Source organism: Streptococcus sp. Marseille-Q5619, assembly GCF_946901205.1.
Taxonomy (GTDB): domain Bacteria; phylum Bacillota; class Bacilli; order Lactobacillales; family Streptococcaceae; genus Streptococcus.
This window is the reverse complement of the sequence record NZ_CAMPPO010000007.1, coordinates 84,010-104,118: the sequence shown is the minus strand read 5'-3', so window position 1 is coordinate 104,118 and position 20,109 is coordinate 84,010. Positions and strand designations below refer to the sequence as shown.

21 protein-coding genes are annotated in these 20,109 nt (G+C 35.8%); 6 read left to right on the top strand and 15 right to left on the bottom strand.

All coding sequences use genetic code 11. The features are described 5' to 3' along the window. Window positions 1–193 precede the first annotated feature (193 nt). Entirely contained in the window at window positions 194–1,045 is an 852-nt protein-coding gene (rgg, locus tag OC530_RS09230; RefSeq protein WP_262081137.1) for a quorum-sensing system transcriptional regulator Rgg, read from the bottom strand. Window positions 1,046–1,168: 123 nt separating this feature from the next. Between rgg and OC530_RS09225 the strand changes: the two genes are divergently transcribed. Then, window positions 1,169–1,510, top strand: a complete 342-nt coding sequence (locus tag OC530_RS09225) for a metal-sulfur cluster assembly factor (RefSeq protein ID WP_001206380.1) — start codon at window positions 1,169–1,171, stop codon at window positions 1,508–1,510. A gap of 212 nt (window positions 1,511–1,722) precedes the next feature. Here the strand turns inward: OC530_RS09225 and ilvD are convergent, their stop codons facing one another. From ilvD to OC530_RS09195, 6 genes are all read right to left on the bottom strand, one after another. Beyond that, a complete protein-coding gene (gene ilvD, locus OC530_RS09220; protein WP_138701011.1) occupies window positions 1,723–3,426 on the bottom strand; it encodes a dihydroxy-acid dehydratase in 1,704 nt (567 codons plus the stop codon). A 232-nt stretch (window positions 3,427–3,658) separates the two neighbouring features. Further along, complete coding sequence (locus OC530_RS09215; protein ID WP_262081136.1) at window positions 3,659–4,591, bottom strand: transketolase family protein; 933 nt, start codon at window positions 4,589–4,591, stop codon at window positions 3,659–3,661. Next, window positions 4,588–5,445 carry a transketolase gene (locus OC530_RS09210; RefSeq protein ID WP_262081135.1) on the bottom strand — a complete coding sequence of 286 codons (858 nt, stop codon included), beginning with the start codon at window positions 5,443–5,445 and terminating at the stop codon, window positions 4,588–4,590. Before OC530_RS09210 ends, OC530_RS09215 begins: the two co-directional genes overlap by 4 nt. Window positions 5,446–5,448: 3 nt before the next feature. Next, a complete protein-coding gene (locus OC530_RS09205) occupies window positions 5,449–6,795 on the bottom strand; it encodes a PTS ascorbate transporter subunit IIC (RefSeq protein WP_000975299.1) in 1,347 nt (448 codons plus the stop codon). Between the two features lie 12 nt (window positions 6,796–6,807). Then, window positions 6,808–7,092, bottom strand: coding sequence for a PTS sugar transporter subunit IIB (locus OC530_RS09200; protein WP_000912476.1), 285 nt, complete (start codon window positions 7,090–7,092; stop codon window positions 6,808–6,810). Window positions 7,093–7,095: 3 nt separating this feature from the next. Then, the gene (locus OC530_RS09195) at window positions 7,096–9,126 is read right to left on the bottom strand and encodes a BglG family transcription antiterminator (protein ID WP_050197815.1); all 2,031 of its coding nucleotides are present in this window, start codon (window positions 9,124–9,126) and stop codon (window positions 7,096–7,098) included. 190 nt (window positions 9,127–9,316) lie between these two features. On the opposite strand from OC530_RS09195, the gene OC530_RS09190 reads away from it, so the two are divergent. From OC530_RS09190 to OC530_RS09170, 5 genes are all read left to right on the top strand, one after another. Then, window positions 9,317–9,457 (top strand): hypothetical protein, encoded by a 141-nt coding sequence (locus OC530_RS09190; protein WP_173277652.1) that lies wholly within the window; start codon window positions 9,317–9,319, stop codon window positions 9,455–9,457. 25 nt (window positions 9,458–9,482) lie between these two features. After that, window positions 9,483–9,659: a PTS ascorbate transporter subunit IIC gene (locus OC530_RS09185; RefSeq protein WP_196314446.1), complete on the top strand. Its 177-nt coding sequence runs from the start codon at window positions 9,483–9,485 to the stop codon at window positions 9,657–9,659. A 151-nt stretch (window positions 9,660–9,810) separates the two neighbouring features. Continuing rightward, the gene (gene rpmF, locus OC530_RS09180; protein WP_000290417.1) at window positions 9,811–9,993 is read left to right on the top strand and encodes a 50S ribosomal protein L32; all 183 of its coding nucleotides are present in this window, start codon (window positions 9,811–9,813) and stop codon (window positions 9,991–9,993) included. A 15-nt stretch (window positions 9,994–10,008) separates the two neighbouring features. Further along, complete coding sequence (rpmG, locus tag OC530_RS09175) at window positions 10,009–10,158, top strand: 50S ribosomal protein L33 (protein ID WP_001265622.1); 150 nt, start codon at window positions 10,009–10,011, stop codon at window positions 10,156–10,158. A 297-nt stretch (window positions 10,159–10,455) separates the two neighbouring features. Next, window positions 10,456–11,244: a hypothetical protein gene (locus OC530_RS09170; protein ID WP_262081130.1), complete on the top strand. Its 789-nt coding sequence runs from the start codon at window positions 10,456–10,458 to the stop codon at window positions 11,242–11,244. A 281-nt stretch (window positions 11,245–11,525) separates the two neighbouring features. Here OC530_RS09170 and OC530_RS09165 read toward each other — a convergent pair whose 3' ends face one another. The 8 genes from OC530_RS09165 to OC530_RS09130 form a co-directional block, all read right to left on the bottom strand. Next, entirely contained in the window at window positions 11,526–12,518 is a 993-nt protein-coding gene (locus OC530_RS09165) for a LacI family DNA-binding transcriptional regulator (protein WP_262081129.1), read from the bottom strand. A 22-nt stretch (window positions 12,519–12,540) separates the two neighbouring features. Continuing rightward, the gene (locus OC530_RS09160; protein ID WP_316043879.1) at window positions 12,541–14,247 is read right to left on the bottom strand and encodes an alpha-glucosidase; all 1,707 of its coding nucleotides are present in this window, start codon (window positions 14,245–14,247) and stop codon (window positions 12,541–12,543) included. After that, window positions 14,237–14,653: a PTS N-acetylglucosamine transporter subunit IIBC gene (locus OC530_RS09155; RefSeq protein WP_262081128.1), complete on the bottom strand. Its 417-nt coding sequence runs from the start codon at window positions 14,651–14,653 to the stop codon at window positions 14,237–14,239. Before OC530_RS09155 ends, OC530_RS09160 begins: the two co-directional genes overlap by 11 nt. 47 nt (window positions 14,654–14,700) lie before the next feature. Next, on the bottom strand, window positions 14,701–15,543 hold the full coding sequence (locus OC530_RS09150; protein ID WP_262081127.1) for a PTS system mannose/fructose/sorbose family transporter subunit IID: 843 nt from the start codon (window positions 15,541–15,543) through the stop codon (window positions 14,701–14,703). Then, a complete protein-coding gene (locus OC530_RS09145) occupies window positions 15,527–16,318 on the bottom strand; it encodes a PTS sugar transporter subunit IIC (protein WP_262081126.1) in 792 nt (263 codons plus the stop codon). Before OC530_RS09145 ends, OC530_RS09150 begins: the two co-directional genes overlap by 17 nt. A gap of 9 nt (window positions 16,319–16,327) precedes the next feature. Beyond that, window positions 16,328–16,813, bottom strand: a complete 486-nt coding sequence (locus OC530_RS09140; RefSeq protein ID WP_262081125.1) for a PTS sugar transporter subunit IIB — start codon at window positions 16,811–16,813, stop codon at window positions 16,328–16,330. A 547-nt stretch (window positions 16,814–17,360) separates the two neighbouring features. Continuing rightward, window positions 17,361–18,608, bottom strand: coding sequence for a toxic anion resistance protein (locus OC530_RS09135; protein WP_262081124.1), 1,248 nt, complete (start codon window positions 18,606–18,608; stop codon window positions 17,361–17,363). 21 nt (window positions 18,609–18,629) lie between these two features. Next, entirely contained in the window at window positions 18,630–19,436 is an 807-nt protein-coding gene (locus OC530_RS09130) for a hypothetical protein (protein ID WP_112444858.1), read from the bottom strand. Between the last annotated feature and the right edge of the window lie 673 nt (window positions 19,437–20,109).

Sequence of the window (20,109 nt, the reverse complement as noted above, 5' to 3'; positions counted from 1 at the left end):
TTGATTTTCGAAGAGTATAAGTTTTATGTGAAGTATGACTATAGTATAGCACTTAGAAATTTTAGAGGAAAAACTTTGAATATATGCAACACACAAAATAAGCAAAAAAACGATAGAACTTTCTCGATGACCTGAGAGCAGTCAAAAGTTCTATCGCTTAAAATTTCAAATCATTCTCTTAGTTTGCAGATATTCAATAATCGGTCGTTTTTCTATAGTATTCGGCAGATTTATTACAGCCAAGCATCTCAAAAATACGGACAGCATCTTCCATCTTTTTCTGACCTTCCTTGACTCTGCCTTGCTTGCTATCAAGGAGACCTTCCGCCCATAAATAGACAATTCGGAAATAGGTTTCATTTTCCTTGTAGAAATGCTCTTCTATGACACGTTTAAAATAAGAGGCATTGGTAAATTCTTCACACTCAATACTAGCTAAAAAGCCATTCAATAGTATAGTGTGAAACAGATTTCGATTACCAGACATTTCCATTAGAAAATCAGATTTTCGTACCATCTCTCTAACATATCTAGTAAAAAGAGAAACAGATAAAAAGGGAGAACTGACTGAAAATAAATTGAGTTCATAGATTCCCCAGATCTCGGTAGAAAACAGGTAATCATGAAGGACTTTTCCTTCCTCTGCTGTTAACTCCACCCTTTCATCCATACTCTTCATATAAGACTTGATAAGAATGGCATTTAGAATATGTTTCTGTTTGTTTTGAGAATGGGCATGCTTTTGATACTCCCTGCGATACAAGTCCTCAAGCGGAGCTATATTCTTTGGATCCAAGACATCTATGATTTCTTTTCTCAACTCAGAATCTGTATCATACTGAAAACCTCTCGCCAGAAAGAGGATTTCCTCTACACTGGCAGATATATTTTCTAGGGCAAACAGAAACTTTTCCACCGAAAGCTCACTCTGACCTGTTTCAAAGCGAGATAACATAGACGGCGAAAATTGTCCCCCAGTTGCTTGTCTCAGCGAGATATTTCTTGATTCTCGTAATTGTCTAAAGACTTTTCCAATCTGCTCCATAGGCTTCCCCTTGATTCAGTATTTTCTTCATTTTATCATATTTTTCAGAAAATTCATCAAAAACTTGCCAAATTGTCAGAATTATGAGAAAATAGAGGATATTTATCACGTGGAGGGACTGTAATGAGAGAGGATATCAAAATCAATGACCGTGCTTTGGCCTTGCAAGACCAAATTATCGAAAAACTAGAGAAGGTTTTTGATACAGATGTGGAATTGGATGTTTACAATCTAGGACTGATTTATGAAATCAATCTGGACGAAACGGGTCTCTGTAAGATTGTCATGACCTTCACCGACACTGCCTGCGATTGTGCCGAAAGCCTGCCTATCGAAATCGTCGCAGGTCTGAAACAAATCGAGGGTATCGAAGATGTCAAGGTTGAAGTTACCTGGTCGCCTGCTTGGAAAATCACACGAATCAGTCGCTACGGCCGTATTGCCCTTGGACTGCCACCTCGTTAAGCAGGCAAATCACTTTTGAAGATGAAAAAGAGCAAGCCGAAGTTGGCTTGCTTTTTGATACTCAATGAAAATCAAAGAGCAAACTAGGAAACTAGCCGCAGGTTGCTCAAAACAGTGTTTTGAGGTTGTGGATAGAACTGACGAAGTCAGTAACCATACCTACGGCAAGGCGACATTGACGTGGTTTGAAGAGATTTTCGAAGAGTATGAGTTTATTTTTTACCTGACTTGTCCATATTCCAGAAGTCTGTCACAGCTCCGCGTGAAGCAGATGATACGATATGGGCATATTTACCGAGGACACCACGACTGTAAAGCGGTGGCAAGGTTGTTTCTGCCTTGCGTTTTTCAAGTTCTTCTTCAGATACGGCCATGGAAATTTCTTTAGTATCTTGATCAACCGTAACGATATCGCCTGTACGAAGGTAGGCAATCGGGCCACCATCCTGAGCTTCAGGAGCGATATGTCCAACAACCAGACCATAAGTACCACCAGAGAAACGGCCGTCTGTCAAGAGGGCAACCTTGTCTCCTTGACCTTTACCAACGATCATTGATGAAAGTGACAGCATCTCAGGCATACCAGGACCACCTTTAGGTCCAACGAAACGAACAACGACTACATCACCATCAACGATTTCATCTGTCAGAACGGCCTGAATAGCATCTTCTTCTGAGTCAAAGACCTTAGCTGGTCCAACGTGACGACGGACCTTAACACCTGACACCTTGGCAACCGCACCGTCAGGAGCAAGGTTCCCGTTCAAGATGATAAGCGGACCGTCCGCGCGTTTTGGATTTTCAAGTGGCATGATGACTTTTTGACCTGGTGTAAGGTCTGCAAAGTCAGCTAAGTTCTCAGCGACAGTCTTACCCGTACATGTGATACGGTCCCCGTGAAGGAATCCATTTGCCAGCAAGTACTTCATAACCGCAGGCACACCACCGACTTCGTAGAGGTCTTGGAAGACATACTGACCAGATGGTTTCAAGTCGGCCAAGTGAGGCACACGCTCTTGGATCATATTGAAGTCTTCAAGTGACAAGTCAACATTGGCAGCATGGGCAATGGCAAGCAAGTGAAGAGTAGCATTTGTAGAACCACCGAGAGCCATAGTCACAGTAATGGCATCTTCAAAGGCTTCACGAGTCAAGATATCTGATGGCTTGAGACCGAGCTCCAACATTTTAACTACAGCACGTCCTGCTGCTTCGATATCTTCTTTCTTATCAGCTGATTCAGCTGGATGAGATGAAGAACCTGGCAAACTCATACCCAAAACTTCGATAGCAGTCGCCATGGTATTAGCAGTATACATACCACCACAGCCACCAGGGCCAGGGCAGGCATTACATTCAAGACGTTTCACGTCCTCAGCTGTCATGTCACCGTGGTTCCATTTTCCGATCCCTTCAAAGACAGAAACCAAGTCGATATCTTTACCATCAAGATTTCCCGGTGCAATCGTTCCACCATAGGCGAAAATAGCTGGGATATCCATATTAGCAATAGCAATCATAGATCCAGGCATGTTCTTGTCACAGCCACCGATAGCGACGAAGGCATCCACGTTGTGACCACTCATAGCCGCCTCGATGGAGTCCGCGATGATGTCACGAGATGTTAGAGAGAAACGCATACCAGGCGTTCCCATAGCAATCCCGTCCGCTACGGTGATAGTTCCAAACTGCACAGGCCAAGCACCTGCTGATTTTACACCTTCTTTGGCTAATTTCCCAAAATCATGCAAGTGGATATTACATGGCGTATTTTCCGCCCAAGTCGAAATCACTCCCACAATCGGTGTTTCAAAGTCCTTATCTGTCATACCAGTCGCACGAAGCATAGCACGGTTTGGTGATTTTACCATACTGTCATAAATGCTACTGCGGTGACGTTTATCTAATTCAGTCATTTGTTCCCTCCCATTTCAGTTTTTACTATTATAGCACATTTTAAAAGCAATGAACAGAAGAAAATTCTTGAATTTTCAGAAAATTCTATATACATATGAAATATTTAAAACTAAAAACAACAAAGCGGATTAGGGCACTTTCTGATGACCAGAATATGCTTTTTAATCCGCTTTCTTTAAATAACGTACTGTAATTGTTACAAAAATTCTTTCAGAACAGTGTATTCAACATCTATCTTGCATTATAAATTTCTAGAACTTTCTCTTTTATATTCGATTCACTCAAACCATACTCATTAAGAAGATAATCCACTTTCCCTACTTGACCGAATCTTTCTTGAACACCCATCCGATGAATTTTTGTTATTCCATCATCAGAGAATAATTCACATAAAGCACTGCCAATTCCACCTATCTGATTGTGGTTTTCTACAGTAAATATAGTTTTTCCACTTAACATTGTTTTTATCTGTTCTGGTATCGGTTTAATTCTAAATAAATCTATCACACCTACTGAATAACCTAATTTAGACAGTTCATCCGCAACTCGAATACTTGGAGCAACCATTATGCCAGAAGCAACTATTACAACATCTTCACCGTGTCTTAACTCAATGTAGCCTTTAGAAAAATCTTCTCCACCTTGATATACAGCCTCTGGAGCCTTTCTAATTATTCGAATATATTTTAGTCCTTTTAAGTCTAATGTCTGGTTCAAGATTTCACGAAATTGGATATCATCAGTTGCTTCAAAAATGATCGATTTAGGAATTAAACGTAACAATCCAATTTCTTCAAATGGCATATGTGTGCCACCATTCATCTCTGCCGTTACTCCTGCATCTGAGCCAATCACAGTGGCATCCAATTGTGCGTACCCAAGAGAAATAAATAATTGATCAAATACTCTTCTTGAAGCAAAAGGGCCAAATGTATGAAGATAAGGTCTAAACCCCTGAATAGATAAACCTGCTGCAAGCCCGACCATTTCTGCTTCCATTATTCCAACATTCACATAACGGTCTCCAAAGTCCTTTTCAAGATTATTAGTAGCCATAGAACTTGACAAGTCTGCTTCTAAAACTACTATATCAGAATAACTTTGGTTAGCCTCTAAAAGGAAGTCTCTATACACATGTCGTAATTCTTTCGTACTTCTCATCATTCTGTTTCCTCCAATTCCTGACTTAATCTTTCTACAACTGAAGTTAACATTTGTCTCTCCTCTACAGTAGGGCGAAGATGATGATTGGATTTCATTTCTTCCAGCTCTCGAACTCCTTGACCTTTTACAGTGTCTAATACAATACACTTAGGGGAGGAATTATTTGACTGTTTTAATTGGATAATCCCTTCATAAATTTCTCTAATATCTGAACCATTGACCCTAATGGATTCAAATCCAAATGCTGAGAATTTTTCTACAAAATCACCTGGATTACAAATATCCTTTGTAAAACCATCTAATTGTTTTTTGTTATCGTCTACAAATACAATTAAATTAGATAACTGTTGATGAGAAGCAAACTGTATAGCCTCCCAACATTGTCCCTCATTTAACTCACCATCTCCAACAATAGCATAGGTATAAAAGGGACTTTTCCTTATTCTCTGACCATATGCAAGTCCGGTTGCAACACTAATTCCCTGTCCTAAAGAGCCAGTTGTCATATCTATGCCCGGCGTTAGATTTCTATCAGGATGAGACGGTAATTTGGTTCCATTTGTATTTAAAGAATATAAGAATTCTTTGTCAAAGAAACCATTCAAATAGAGTGTACTGTATAGAGCTGGTCCTCCGTGACCTTTTGATAATATGAAATAATCTCTATCTCGTGCTGCAAATATTTCTGGAGTCATTGGCATTATTTCACCATAAAGAACTGCTAAAACTTCTACGATAGACAGACTCCCTCCATAATGGCCGAATCCAAGATGATTCAAGGTTTCAAGAGTATTTAATCGGATATTAGTCGCAAATTTTCTTAACTCATCTTCCCTATTTTTACTTAAAATCATCCCTTATTCCTCCTTTGCAGATGGCTTTTTAATAAAGGATACTCCAAACATAACTGCTAGAATAAGAACAAGACCAATCACAATGCCTGCTTGTGAGCCAAATTGATTTAACATTCCTAAAATAATTCCTGATAGACCAAAATCTGCATCTGAGAAAGTTGATCCTTGGAAACCAAGTCCTCCCAAAACTGGCATTAAAAAGACTGGAAGAAAACTGATTAAAATACCTTGTAAAAATGCTCCAATAGTGGCTCCACGAACACCACCAGATGCATTCCCAATGACACCTGCAGTCGCTCCACAGAAGAAATGAGGCACAACACCTGGTAAGATAACAACCGTTCCTGAAGCAATCATAATTGCCATACTTACTAAACCACCAACAAAACTAGAGATAAATCCAATTAGAACTGCATTGGGTGCATAAGTATAAACAATCGGACAATCCAAAGCAGGTTTTGAATTAGGTACAAGACGCTCTGAAATACCTTTAAAGGCTGGAACAATTTCACCCAAAATAAGGCGAACACCTGCTAAAATAACAAATACCCCTGCTGCAAATTGACCTGCTAATTGTAAAGCATAAACTAGACCACTTGTACCACTACTGATTTCTTTTTCTATATATTCTGACCCTGCAAAGATAGCTACAATAATGTAAATAACTGCCATGGATAAAGTAATACTAACAGTACTATCACGTAAAAAAGCTAAACTCTTTGGAAATTTAATGTCCTCTGTTGATTTTGATTTGTCACCGATAAGGCTACCAGTAAAACCACTCAACCAATATCCCAAAGAACTGAAATGACCTAAAGCCACCTTGTCATTTCCAGTTAATTGAACCATATATTTTTGCACAAATGCTGGGGAAATACTCATAATAATACCGAGTGCTAATCCTCCTAGTAAGATAAGAGGCAGGCTAGTAAAGCCAGCAACTGATAAAATGACCGCAATCATACACGCCATATATAGAGTGTGGTGCCCTGTTAAAAAGATATATTTAAATCGAGTAAAACGAGCGATTAAGATATTGAACACCATGCCTGCAAACATAATCATTGCAGTAGCTGAGCCATATGTTGTTAAAGCTACAGCTACAATTGCTTCATTATTCGGCACAACGCCAGATAAATGAAAAGCATGCTCAAACATGGTACCAAATGGATTTAAAGAATTTTGTACAATTCCTGCACCACCAGATACAACTAAGAAACCAACAAAGGTCTTAATTCCACCTTTAATAATATCAGGTAATTTCTTCTTCTGAAGAACTAATCCTAAAATTGCAATTAAAGCTACTAAAATAGCTGGTGTACTAACAATATCCAATATGAACTTCATCATGACGCTAGCCTCCTATATAAGTCCTTTTTCTTCACAAAGTTTAGTAATTAATTCTCGTAGTTCATCCATATCAATAATACTATTTAAGATACGAACATCTCCAAGATGACTAGCTGAATCAGCTAGATCACGACCAACAATCCAAATATCCGCTGCATTTGGATCTGCTCCACCTAAATCATAGTGTTCAACTTCTACATCCGAAACATTCAAATCACTCAATACAGATTCAATATTCATCTGTACCATAAAACTTGAACCTAATCCTGAACCACAAGCTGTACCAATTTTTAACATTATCTAATCCTCCTGTTTAATTATCATTTTAATGTCATCATAGTTTTTTGATGAAATTAAAGCTTGAACATGATTTTTATCTCTTAAAATTGTTGTTAAATGTGACAAAGCCTTTAAATGACTCTCATTATCAATGGCTGCAATACAAATTAACAATCTTACCTCCTGTTCTGGATTATCCAATAAATAAATCGGTTCTTCCAAAACTAACATTGACATTCCTATTTCATTCACACCTTCATCTGGCCGAGCGTGAGGAATTGCTACTCCCTTCCCTAAATTAATAAAAGGCCCAAACTCTTCTACTTTTTGAATCATTGCCTCAGGGTAGTTCTCAGTTATCTTATCTTGATCCAAAAGCGGTTTAGCTGCTAAACGAATCGCCTCCTTCCATCCTAATTTTTGCGAACTAACCTGATAGGTTTCTTTGGTAATAAGTTGTTCTAGCACTGGTACAATTTCCTTTCTATCATTTTTTTGATAAAGATAATTCTTTAACGCCAATCTTAATTCCAATTCTTGTGTAATAATTCCATATTTTTTGACAATATTCAGGATTTGTTCAATCTCAAAATCCCCATACTCTAAATTCGGAAAATCTTTTAACACTAGTTCTACTAGTTGTATTGCTTGCTCTTCAGTCATCATAACCGAAACTAGATAATTTGGCTTTTCTGTCTCCACCTTTATGGTAGAAAAAACCATATCATAGTCACTACTAGTTTTCGCCTGTAAATCATCAATCTTTGAGGTTCCTATGAACTCAATTTGAGGAAATAATGCTAATAGATTCTCTTTTAACATCAATGAAGAACTAACACCATTAGGACAAATGATTGCTGCTTTATAGCATTTTTGAGGCAAAGTATCTGCTTTCTTTAAATAACCTCCGAAATGGATAACAAAATATGCTGTTTCACTATCAGGTATGGGTTTGTCAATAGCGTCCATCAAGGGAGTCAAAGAATCTTTTACTAGTTCAAATAAATCAGGATAATGTTCTTTAACATGCAATACATATTCATTTGAACTAGGTAGGCCGAACTTTAATCTATAGTAAGCCGGTATAAGGTGGCGGCGAAGATTTTCTCTCAATCCTTCCCTTTGTTTAAAATGTAACAAAGAAATATCTTCCATTCTACTTATAATAGCCTCTGTTAGTTGATTAAAGTAAACCGGAGCAACATCTACTTCACCTTCAAAGCAACTTGATAATAAAACTGTGATATAGCGATAATCATCCTCAGAAAACACCGTATCTATAATCCCCAAATCAACCACTGTATCCAATAAAATAGTGGTTATATCTTGAATAACAGGAGATACTAATGTCTCTGAAAGACATACTCTTTCAACATCCCTTTGATACCTACACAGAATGAATACTAAACCGAAAAGGCAAACTTTTAATTGATTTACAATAGGTACTAGCTGTAGCTTCTCATAATAATCTTTAACTACCTGATTTATCAAATCATAAGTTAATGAATACCCCCAACTGGATAAAACATAATCCAAACCCCAAATTCCTATGGAGGATTCCAGCAACTCACTAACCATTTGAAAAGCTAAACGGTGCTTATTCCACTCTGAACCGTGTAAAGTATAACCTTTTGCTCTACTATACCCTAGCTCCAAATCATTATCTAACATAATCTTTCTTAATGATTGAATATCAGATAAGGTTGTATTCTTACTTACTTTCAAAAAGTCTTGGTAATGATTATTTGATATAAAATCTAATCGGCAAAAAGTGTAAAGATAGATTAAAGCTAAGCGAGTCGACTTTGGTAAAACCAATTCATCCGACTTAATAATATCTGTCAAAGATTGCTTCGTACGATTTGATAAACTATAGCGACCTTGCTTTTTATCCAGCACTATCCCTTTATTAGCTAGATAAGGCACTAAATAATCTATTCCTTCTTTGACTTCCTTTATAGGTAAGCTCACCTTAACAGATAACTCATATAACGATAGCTCACAATGATCCATCAAAGTCATCAAAATAACTAGTGCTCTATAATCAAACATTTCTCTTCCTTTCTAACTACAATTATAGTGTAAAAGTTATAAGAATAAAAGAGTATTTGAGCACAATATAATCTCACCTTTTAAAAGAAATTATTGGGCTGAAAGTTTTTAGTAATTATTTTTCTACTTTTTTTTCACGTTATAAATTAAAGCGATATCATTTAGATATCAATTAATAGGAATGGTTGAAATGGCACTAGAACGGCTCAATGAAGGGGAATTGGTAGAGCTTGACGAAGAACGAAAAGCTGCCATGGTTTCAAATCTCCTAGTCGTTCTCTGTGGCAATCATGATGCACAACCAATTGTCAACACAGGAAGTCTTTACTAAAGATGGCTGAAGCTAAAAAAAGCAGATCCACCTTCGACTCTCAACAAAGTTATACGCTGCACTCGCATCATGGGCAGAAGACGACTTTCGTTCAGTCAATGGGCAAATCGAATATCTCCTCACAGAGTGTGTCAAACAACGGAAGAAAGACGGAAAATACGTATCAGAAACCATTGACGAACCATTTGAGATTGATATTTAACATTTTCTCCTGTCTGCTAGGTCTGACAGGAGAATTTTTTCATCTTTTTTTGTCAAGTAACTTTACTTTACAAAAAAAATGTGTTATCCTAGTATGGTTGATGAAAATCAGTAGATTGAATCGAATATAAATACCTAAAGGAGAAATCAAAATGGCAGTACCTGCACGTCGCACTTCAAAAGCGAAGAAAAACAAACGTCGTACACACTACAAAGTAACAGCTCCATCTGTAAACTTTGACGAAACTACTGGAGATTACTCACGTTCTCACCGTGTATCACTTAAAGGATACTACAAAGGACGTAAAATCGCTAAAGCTGCATCAGCTGAATAATAGAAGGGAGATACCATGCGCGTAAATATTACACTTGAACACAAAGAATCTGGTGAACGCTTGTACCTTACTTCTAAAAACAAACGTAACACTCCAGACCGTCTTCAATTGAAGAAATACTCACCAAAACTTCGCAAACACGTTGTGTTTACAGAGGTGAAGTAATCATTCAATACGAATCAATACAGAAGAAAAACGCTGATCAGCGTTTTTTCTTTTGGTTAATTTTAGTACATTACAATAAAAATCAATCTAATGACTACATTTTTGACTACATTTTTTGTGAAATAAATTAGATGTTCGGATATATAGAAAAGGCTCTAGTCATATTGGCTAGAGCCTTTTAGATTTTAGTTTTTCACTTCCACTAACTAGTCCCCTTCTAGTTCTTTGAATTGCCTATAACATAAACAATAATAAAATATAAGTATATTACTGATATACAAAAAGAAAGGAATTACTATGTCTGAAACAAATAAATACCAATGTTGTCTTTACAACAAACATTACCTAGAGCTCTATGAACTAGAAACAGAGTTTTATCAAGACAAGTTTCACACAAGGGAAAAATACAAAGGCAATTTACTTTGCCCTGATTGTCACAAGGTACAACTAGCTATAAAAGAAAATAACAATGGGATTTTCTTATCAGCATATCCAAAATCAACTCATGACAAAACATGCGAGTATCTATTATCAGCAGCAAGCAAAAAAGAGCTACAAATTTTCTACGAATCAATTAATCTTCCCTCAGCTGAACGTATGTTAGAACGTGTCCTGGAAGATGCTCCTTCAAGTCCTATCATACTTTTAAATCAAAACTCAATTCAAAACATTAACGAATATTGTCCTTGTGAAAATCCAGATTCAAATAAAACTTTCATTAGAAAATATTTACCTAGAAGATCATTACAATTAAGGGAAATGGAAGAAAAAGACTACCTAGTAATGTACTATGGAAAATGTAAATTATTTCTTGTACAAAACAAATTTAATGACTTTTATTTAAGAATTTTTCGTGATGATGAACGCAATAAATATCTCTGTAGCCTAAAAATACCGAAAAAAATTTATGTTTTCTTAGAAGAAAAATTAAGATTTATTCCCAACGAAAAGGAACTACAATTAGAAAATTCTAGGAATAAAGCTGTTTCTGCTAAGTTAGCATTTGTTGCTAAAATTGATAAAAATGGTTACTATTACAATGGAGTATTAACCCATTCAAAATTATTAAATGTTGTTCCACGATAAAATAAGGCTGGATAAATAGTCTCAAAAATTTGAAGAACGCATAATATCAATTTTTGAAAATCCTTGATACTATGCGCTCTATTTTGAAAATTCTACTTTAGTTTTTTCTCTTGTTTGATTTACTTCGTACCTTACACAAATAGACAGACTAATAGTCATATAATATCATGAATTATATTCCCTAAACTCAATAATTGAATAAGTTTATATCAGTAAGAGTGACTATACCTTAAATAATTAATCTAATTCAAATATCTAATATACTAAACTATTTATATAATCTAAGATGTAGTTTGTCCCTCATAAAATGTAACTGGTAAGTATACTCTAGATACTACTTCAGCATCCTTATTGATTAAGTTCACCAATAATCTTACAGATTCTTTTGCCATCAGATCCACTGGCTGTCTGATGGAAGATAGTACTGGGATATCATTCATATTTTTCTTCCCTCCATCAAAACCAACAATTTGAACATTTTGTGGAATAGCAATTTTTAAAGAATTTAATACTTGAAATAAGATATAACCATACTCGTCGGTTATAGTAAAACATCCTATTTTATTTTCTATTATTTTAGTATAATTTTCTTTTACATAAGATTTAATTTCTTTTATTACAGTTTTGTGACTCTTAATACTTGAAACATCAACTGTCTCATAAGGGATATGATTGAGTTTACAATAATCCACAAAACCACTTTTTCTTGATATCATTGCATCCGAATAGAGTTCTCTTTCACCTATATATATTAACTTCTCGGCTCCATTTTCTACAAGTTTCTGAGCAGCAAGTTTCCCTCCTTCATAATTATCTGCAGAAACCATGGAAAATCTTCCTGTTGGCTCTTTCTCTATCGAAACAAGAGGCATTCCTGGTGAAACAAAGTCGTTCATTTGAGAATAGGAAATCGATATGATCCCTGCCGCCTTTTGACTCTTAGCTAAATCAATGTATTCCTTTTCTTTATCAAAATCAGAATCAGATATGCACAGTATCATTTTATACCCAGAGCTGTTTAGTTCATTTTGAATATAGTAAGTAAGTTCTGAGAAAAAAGGAGACCAAACTGTAGGAATTATAAATACAACAAATCTAGACTCCTTAGATCGAAGATCCCTAGCAGAAGAATTAGGGACATAATTTAATTTTTTTATTGCAGATTCAATTTTTAACTTCATTTTATCAGAAACATTTTTATTGTTTAGATAATTTGAGACAGAACCTCTAGAAACACCCGCCGCCTCTGCTACATCGTTAATATTTATATTCATACTATCTTTCCACTATCTTCAATTATTCATGACGTATATAGAAAACTAATGATTCATAAGGTCTTAAATACAATGTACTACCATCATTGTTTTGTTCAGTATCACTATCATAATTTGAAAGTACTATTTCCTTCTTATAATTTTGTAAGCATTTAGGAATATTATAGCATACTTTTTCTTGAGAAAATGACCCTAATACCAAAAGTGTTTCATTTTCATAATTTCTTGTATAACTTAATACATCGGAGTCAGCAAAATGAATTTCTTTAAAGTCTCCATCCCTCACAATCTTATTACATTTCCTATAGTTGATTAGTTTTTTATAAAAATTAAAAATTGAAAATCTACTCGTTCTATCACATTCTACATTTATTTTGTTGTAATTGGGATTTAAGTCTATCCAGGGTTTAGCACAACTAAAGCCTGAAAACTCTTCAGAATTCCATTGCATAGGTGTTCTAGCATTATCTCTAGATTTATTATGGATGTAATTCATTATGTCTTTATTATCTAATCCCATTTTAGAGAATTTTTGATACATATTTTGCGCTTCTATATCTCTATAAAAATCTATTGTAGGAAATGAAACATTTGTCATACCTATTTCATCTCCTTGATAGATAAAAGGAGTGCCCTGTTGAAAATACAAAACTGTTGCAAGCATCGTAGCAGATCTTTTTCTATACTTTGGTTGATCGTTTCCGAAACGTGATACAAATCTAGGTTGATCATGATTATCCCAATACAATGAATTCCATCCAACACCATTTAATGATTTTTGCCACTGAAACATCGTTTTTTTCAAGTCACTTAATTTAAATTTTAAATCTGAGTATCTGCCATATTTTCCATAATCTACGTGCATATGATCAAATTGAAAAACCATATTCAATTCTTCGCGTTCAGGCTGACAATACAGTATAGCTTTATCTACAGGAGTTCTTGTAGCTTCTCCAACTGTCATAACTTCATATTTACTTAATACATTTTTATACATTTCTTGGAGGAATTCATGTACTCTTGATCCATTTGAAGCACCATAATATGGACTTCCGAATTCATTGTCACCAGCCATAGGATCATCTGGAAAATCTTGATTCTTTGAAATCAAACTGATTGAATCTAATCGGAATCCATCAACTCCTTTATCTAACCAAAATTTCATATTTTCATAAATCTCTTTTCTTAGTTCCTGGTTTTCCCAGTTCAAATCAGGCTGCTCTACTGCAAATAAATGGAGATAATATTGATTTCTTTCTTTAACATATTCCCATGCTGATCCACTGCCAAATATAGAACCCCAATTATTAGGAGCCGAACCATCTTCTTTAGGGTCTCTCCAAATATAATAATCGCTATATTCATTATTACGAGATTTTTTTGATTCTTTAAACCATTTATGCTCAATTGAAGAAGCACAAACTGCTAGATCCATAATGATTTTTATCCCTAACTCATGTGATTCTTTCAATAACATTTCAAAATCGTTCATTGAACCATAGATATCATTAATTTTATAGTAATCAGAAATATCATATCCATTATCTACCATAGGCGATTCATAAATTGGATTTAACCAAATAACATTGATACCTAAATCTTTAAGATAAGATAATTTTTCCCGAATACCATTAATGTCACCAATTCCATCATTATTTGAATCTTTAAATGATTGAGGGTATATTTGATAAACTACTGCTTCTTTCCACCATTCATTTTTATTCATCATCACCATCTACCTCTACTTGGTATTCATTCATATAAACTATATTCTCTTTCGAACTTTTAACCAATTCATTAACACGCTCACTAGTAAGATAACAATTAAATGATTCCAAAACTAAAGACAAAGCTAAAGCTAGATTGATTCCTGTTAAAATATGTGTATGCTCGCGAGAAACAAACTTAAATAAACTTTGATTAACAGATCCTGCAAGTAGATCTGTCATTATTATCAATTCATCCTCATCCTTAACATTAGAGATAAATAAATCAATTTTATCATCAATAGGCTTTCCATCAATATAAGCATTAATAAACGCAACATCAATATCATCACCTGCAAAAAATTTCAGTGCATTTGTAAATCCTTCTGCTAAAGAACTATGTGTCGCTATTAAAAACCTTCTTTTCATTTTTACCTCGATTCTATAAAAAAGAGAATCTATTGATTCTCTTGTAATTAAGCAGGTTGTATGCCTAAAATACCAAAATAAGCACCAACAAGTGAAATCACAACAAGTAGAATAATAACTTTAACTGGTGACCACCATTTTTTCCCCAGCAACCAATAAACAAGAGCAGAGAGTAGCATTGGAAGCAACGCAGGCATAATCTTATCAATGACTTCTGCTTGAAACGGCAAACTAACTTTACCAACTTCAAAAGTAAATGGAATATAAATTTTAATAACTGTTGCAATTAGTGTTCCAACTACCATCAACCCCATGACTGATGCAGCATCTGTTAAAATATTGATTTTGTCTCCAAAAGTTGTTACAAGTTTAGTACCAGAAGAATATCCCAAATTAGATAAAGCCATTTTGACAAAATACAAAGCAATTGAAATTAAAATCCAAATAATAGCACCTATTGGATTTCCTTGTAACGCCATGTATCCAGAAATCCCACCGATTATTGTAGGCCATAAAACCCAAAACAGTGAATCTCCAACACCTGACAAAGGTCCCATTAATGAAATTTTTAAATTTTGAATAGCTTCTTTTGCTTTAAGTCCATCTTGTTCTTCCATGGCAAGCGTAGCACCTAACACCATATTTCCCATTTGAGGTGTAATGTTGAAATACTTAAAGTGATTATCCATGGCTTCAATATAATCATCATCATTTGGATAAATCTTTCTTAAAGCTTTTGCCATTAAAAAAGCAACTGAAGGAGCTTGCTGTGTTTCATAGTTCCATCCAAGACCAGCCACGAAAGTCCAGCGTCTGAATGCAGCCTTTCGCTCTTTTTCTGTTAATTTCTTTACTTCTCCTCTAGTCATTTGATTATTCATCGAAGTCATCTCCTTCCACACTTATATTTAATCCACTCGCTACATATTCACTTTTCTTTATTTCATTTTGATAGATAATATAAGCAAAACCTGCACCTAATAATGCAACACCAAGAATTGGGAGTTTAATATAAGCTGATAGTACAAAACCAATTAGCAAAAATGAAAAATATTTTTTAACAGGCATATAGTGTAACAATAGTCCAACACCAAGCACCGGCAACATATTTCCTGCCACCTCAAGTCCTGTAGTAAACCATTTTGGAATTAAATTTGTTACAAAATCTACAAGAGGTGCACCAAACATAATAACAGCTAAAACTGGAACAATATATTTTAAACTCCAGATAATCACTGATAGTATATAAACCGCTTGCATCTGAGAGAATTTCTTTTGATGCAACAACTTTTGTTCCCAGTGTGCACAAAATGTATTTACATACTTGACAAAAACATCCAACTGTAGAGTTAACAAACCAACAGGCAATCCAACAGCAATTGCTTCTCCGGTACTTACACCAGTTCTTGTTGCAATAAAAATAGAAACAATTGTTGCAACACCATATTCTGGAACAGAAGCTCCACCTAGAGCAGTGACTCCTAAAGACATTAATTGTAGAGTGCCACCAATGACTAAAGAGGTATTCCAATCCCCTGTAATCAATCCCATAACAAAAGCAGTACAAACTGGCCAGGCTCCAATTACTTGGACACCTGATCCATTATCCCAGGTCATATAACCAGCTAATAAAATAATCAATAAATTTTGTAAGATATCTTGCATAATAGTCTCCTAATCTATTTTTGAAAGTATTGTTTCAAGACTAATTGGTTCATCGCTCGGTCTATATTGGAACGATACATTTTTATCTCTTCTTGAAAGCTCTTTTAAATCTTCAATCTCTTTCTTATTCAAAGAGATACGATTAGTAATTGGTTTCCTATCGGCTTCAGCGAATAAAAAACCAACATTAACATCGGAAAATTCTACTCCACTATCTACTAGTTTCACTAATGTCTCTGGCTCTTTTACTATGACAAAAACACTATGATCATCATATTTTCCTTCGTTAAAGTTTTTGATGGCAGTTTCAGTTGAAATAATAGACATTCCTGTTCCTGAGGGTTTGCTCATTCGCATGCTACTTTTAACTATTTCGTCTTCACTAATTTGATCATCAATCACCATAAATCTTTTAGGTTTCAGTCGTGTATTCCAGTCATTTACGGTAATACCATGTATAAGCCTTTGGTCGATTCTTGTAAGAACAATTGTCATAATTTCCTCCTTTTGGAACGTTCCATTTTATTTACACATTAATTCTATCACTTTTTTTTCATTTGTCAATCATTTTTTGTTTTTTTTCTGAGTTACTAAATGATATCCCATGTTGGTATACTACTATTTCAACGTATAATATAAAAAGTTAAAGTTATCTACAAATCACTCGTATATAAGACTATCGGAAATTAAACCAAACATAAATAATAATTTCAATTAACTATTATGATAAACAACACTTAAGGTACTTACACTCAAAATACCAAACTCTAGTTTTCAATCTCCATATAAAATTTATAGACAATGACTAAAAAGGGGTAATCACATTCACAAATTTTCTTTAAAATTATAAAAACGTATAATATCGGATATAACACCTAACATTCAATCGTTTTTTTCTTTTGGTTAATTTTAGTACATTACAATAAAAATCAATCTAATGACTACATTTTTGACTATATTTTTTGTGAATTAAATTAGAGGCTATAATATATAGGAAGAATTCAAAATCCCCTGCAAGCTATACTTACAAGGGACTTGTGTATTATTCTTGTACTTCTTTCTGAGCAGCCTTTCCTTGATCCAGAAGGGCTTGGACGATTTTCTCATCACGTAGTTTGACAGAATCGTTGATCATTTCTGCGGACTTGACGATGGTTGTTTCTAGTTGGGCACGTTTCTGGCGTCCCAATTCAATTGCTGCAACGATACCTTGGTTTTGAGCGACCAGACTTTCAGCCAGTTTGGTAACAGACTCAACAGCGACTGTCGGACTTTGAGCAATTCGTTCCATCTGTGGAATCACTTCCTTGCTGGTCTCAGCTAGCATCTGAAGGGCAGCATTGTTGGCATTGACAATGGCATCTGCCACGACACCTGATTTCATGGATTGTTGCAAAATACCAAGTTGGGCAATAGAAAGCTTCATTGTTGGAATCGTATTACGACGAAGCATGCCCAATTTTTGGCGCATATCAGATGACACCTTCACAAGATTACGCATCTGAGGTGTTGTTGCCCAGGCAACATAGAGACGGCTGACATACTCAGTATGTTGTTGTTCAAGGGTATTGACCACTTCAGCCATGCGGGCCAATTCTTGTGACTTGGTTTGGTATTCTACCGTACTTGTATCAAGTTGGTCAGCTTGAGCCTTCAGTTCGGCAGCGCGATTACCAGCTTCTGTCTGGCTAGCTTCGATAAAGGAAATCACTCCCACTAGATTTTCAATGGATTTGGTATTGTCCTCAATCAACATCTCAGCAGAGACGATATTTCGAGCTAGCACCTCTTCTTGCTTGACCACTGCGGCAGCCATGCCATCGAGCTTTTGCTCTACTGTTTTTGAGTCAAAGTAAAATTCCTGGAGCGTATTCTTGCTCTTGTTAAACAAGCGTTGCAAAAAGTTTGGTTTTTCTTCTAACTCAGCAATTTCAGCGTTCTTGTATTTGACTACAAAACCTTGCAACTCACGGTTGGTATTCTTGAGTAGATCATCCACTTGGGGAATCTGCAGTTTCTTTTGTTCTGACAAGATACGATTGACTGTATTGTTCACACCTTCTACAGCAGATTGTCCAAAATCTAAGAGAGCATTTTGATTGGTGACAAACTGGTCTACTAACTGGGGCACGTGCGCCTTGATACCTTCTTGCTGCTCAGGGCTCAACTTTTCAAGGAAGGTCAAGGTCTTGTCTGAGCCAGTATTTGTCTCGATGATTTGGGTTGTTTTATCCACCTTAGCTACCGTATTATTGGCAATCTGGTCAATATCAAAATTAAATTCTGTCATGGTTACTCCTTTGTTTCTAACCTATTCTTTACGATCTTTTTCTAGGATACGCAGACTGATATCAAAATCACGCATATCTGTTTCATTGAGTTCTCTCAAAACTTGGTCAAGCTCAAGGTCAAATTGTTCGATAGCTGCTTTAGCTTGTTGCAAACGTTCTTCTGCTCGATTATAGTTCTTCGGATTGGCCTTAATCTTTAAATAGCCTTCTAAAATCGTTTTGAATTTCTCCATCTTCAAACTATGAATGGCCGTCAATTCTTCCTTATCCCCCTCGGCAGAGGTGGCAATCTTGTCTAAAATGGCCTGATGGTCAATAGCAATATTGGCCAAGGTCTGGGATAATTCTGGAGCTAGTTCCTCTGGCTCCGCATTTTCAAGATTTACCTGACTTTCTCTATCCAAACGTTCTAGCTGAACATCGATATTTGCCCGCACTGTACGAACCTTTTTGTCAATACGGTTGTAAACATCATCATCGATATAGGACTTGAGACGATCCGCCTCCTGATGGATTTCCCTCAGTTCGATCAATACTTGATTGGCCAGACTCTTATAGGACTCCGAACCTTTTTCTACTAAAGTTCCCTCCAATTGCTGAATATCCTTGTCTGCTTGACGAATCCGAGCTTTTAAAAGCTCAATTCGATCGTCGAGCGAGCGATCCTGTACAAGAGGATAGCGCCAACGTTTATAGAGACGATAACCGCCATAGCCTAGCAGGACACAAGCCGCAAGTGGGAGAGCATATTGAACCAAAAGGCCCAATAAGAACAAGAAGCCCCAAAAATAGAGACAGCCTTTCCAAAAACCATTACCTGATTTCATAAACATTCCTTATTTTCAATTTATAAGTCTATTTTAGCACAAAAGACAAAAATGAGGGCGGAAATCCCCTAGAAAAGAGTTTATTTCTTTGCTGTAGAATGGAGGCTAGTAGCGCGTGTGCTAATTTCAATAGAGCGGACTCAAACAACAGGATTCAGTGTTATAAGATTGCGGAATGACCTCTGGGGAAATATCAAAACAAAAGCTTGAAATATCAGAGGGATTGTGTTAGAATGAGAGCATAAAGGGAAATAATGCTTCTAGCATATATAACTAAAAAGCCCCACCGTGCCACCGATGGGGTTCTTTGCTACCCTCTAAAAGGGTTAGATGTTACTTGCTACGTCTCTTTATCCATAGCTTGAAAAGCTCAGATAGTACGTTAACAAGTAACGGAGCTAGAAAAAGGGAAAATAATTCTAGCATATATAACACCTCCCTTCCTTAAAGTGAGGGGGCCAAAACATTATATCATCAACATCGCGTATAAGCAATAAAAGCTTGAAATATTGGGTGTTATATGTTAGAATGAACTTACAATGTGAGTAAAGTTACAGCATATGTAACTAAAAAAGCCCCACCGTGCCACCGATGGGGTTTTTTGCTACCCTCTAAAAGGGTTAACCATTACTTCTTACGTTTCTTAAGCCATAACTTGAAAAGCTCAGATAAC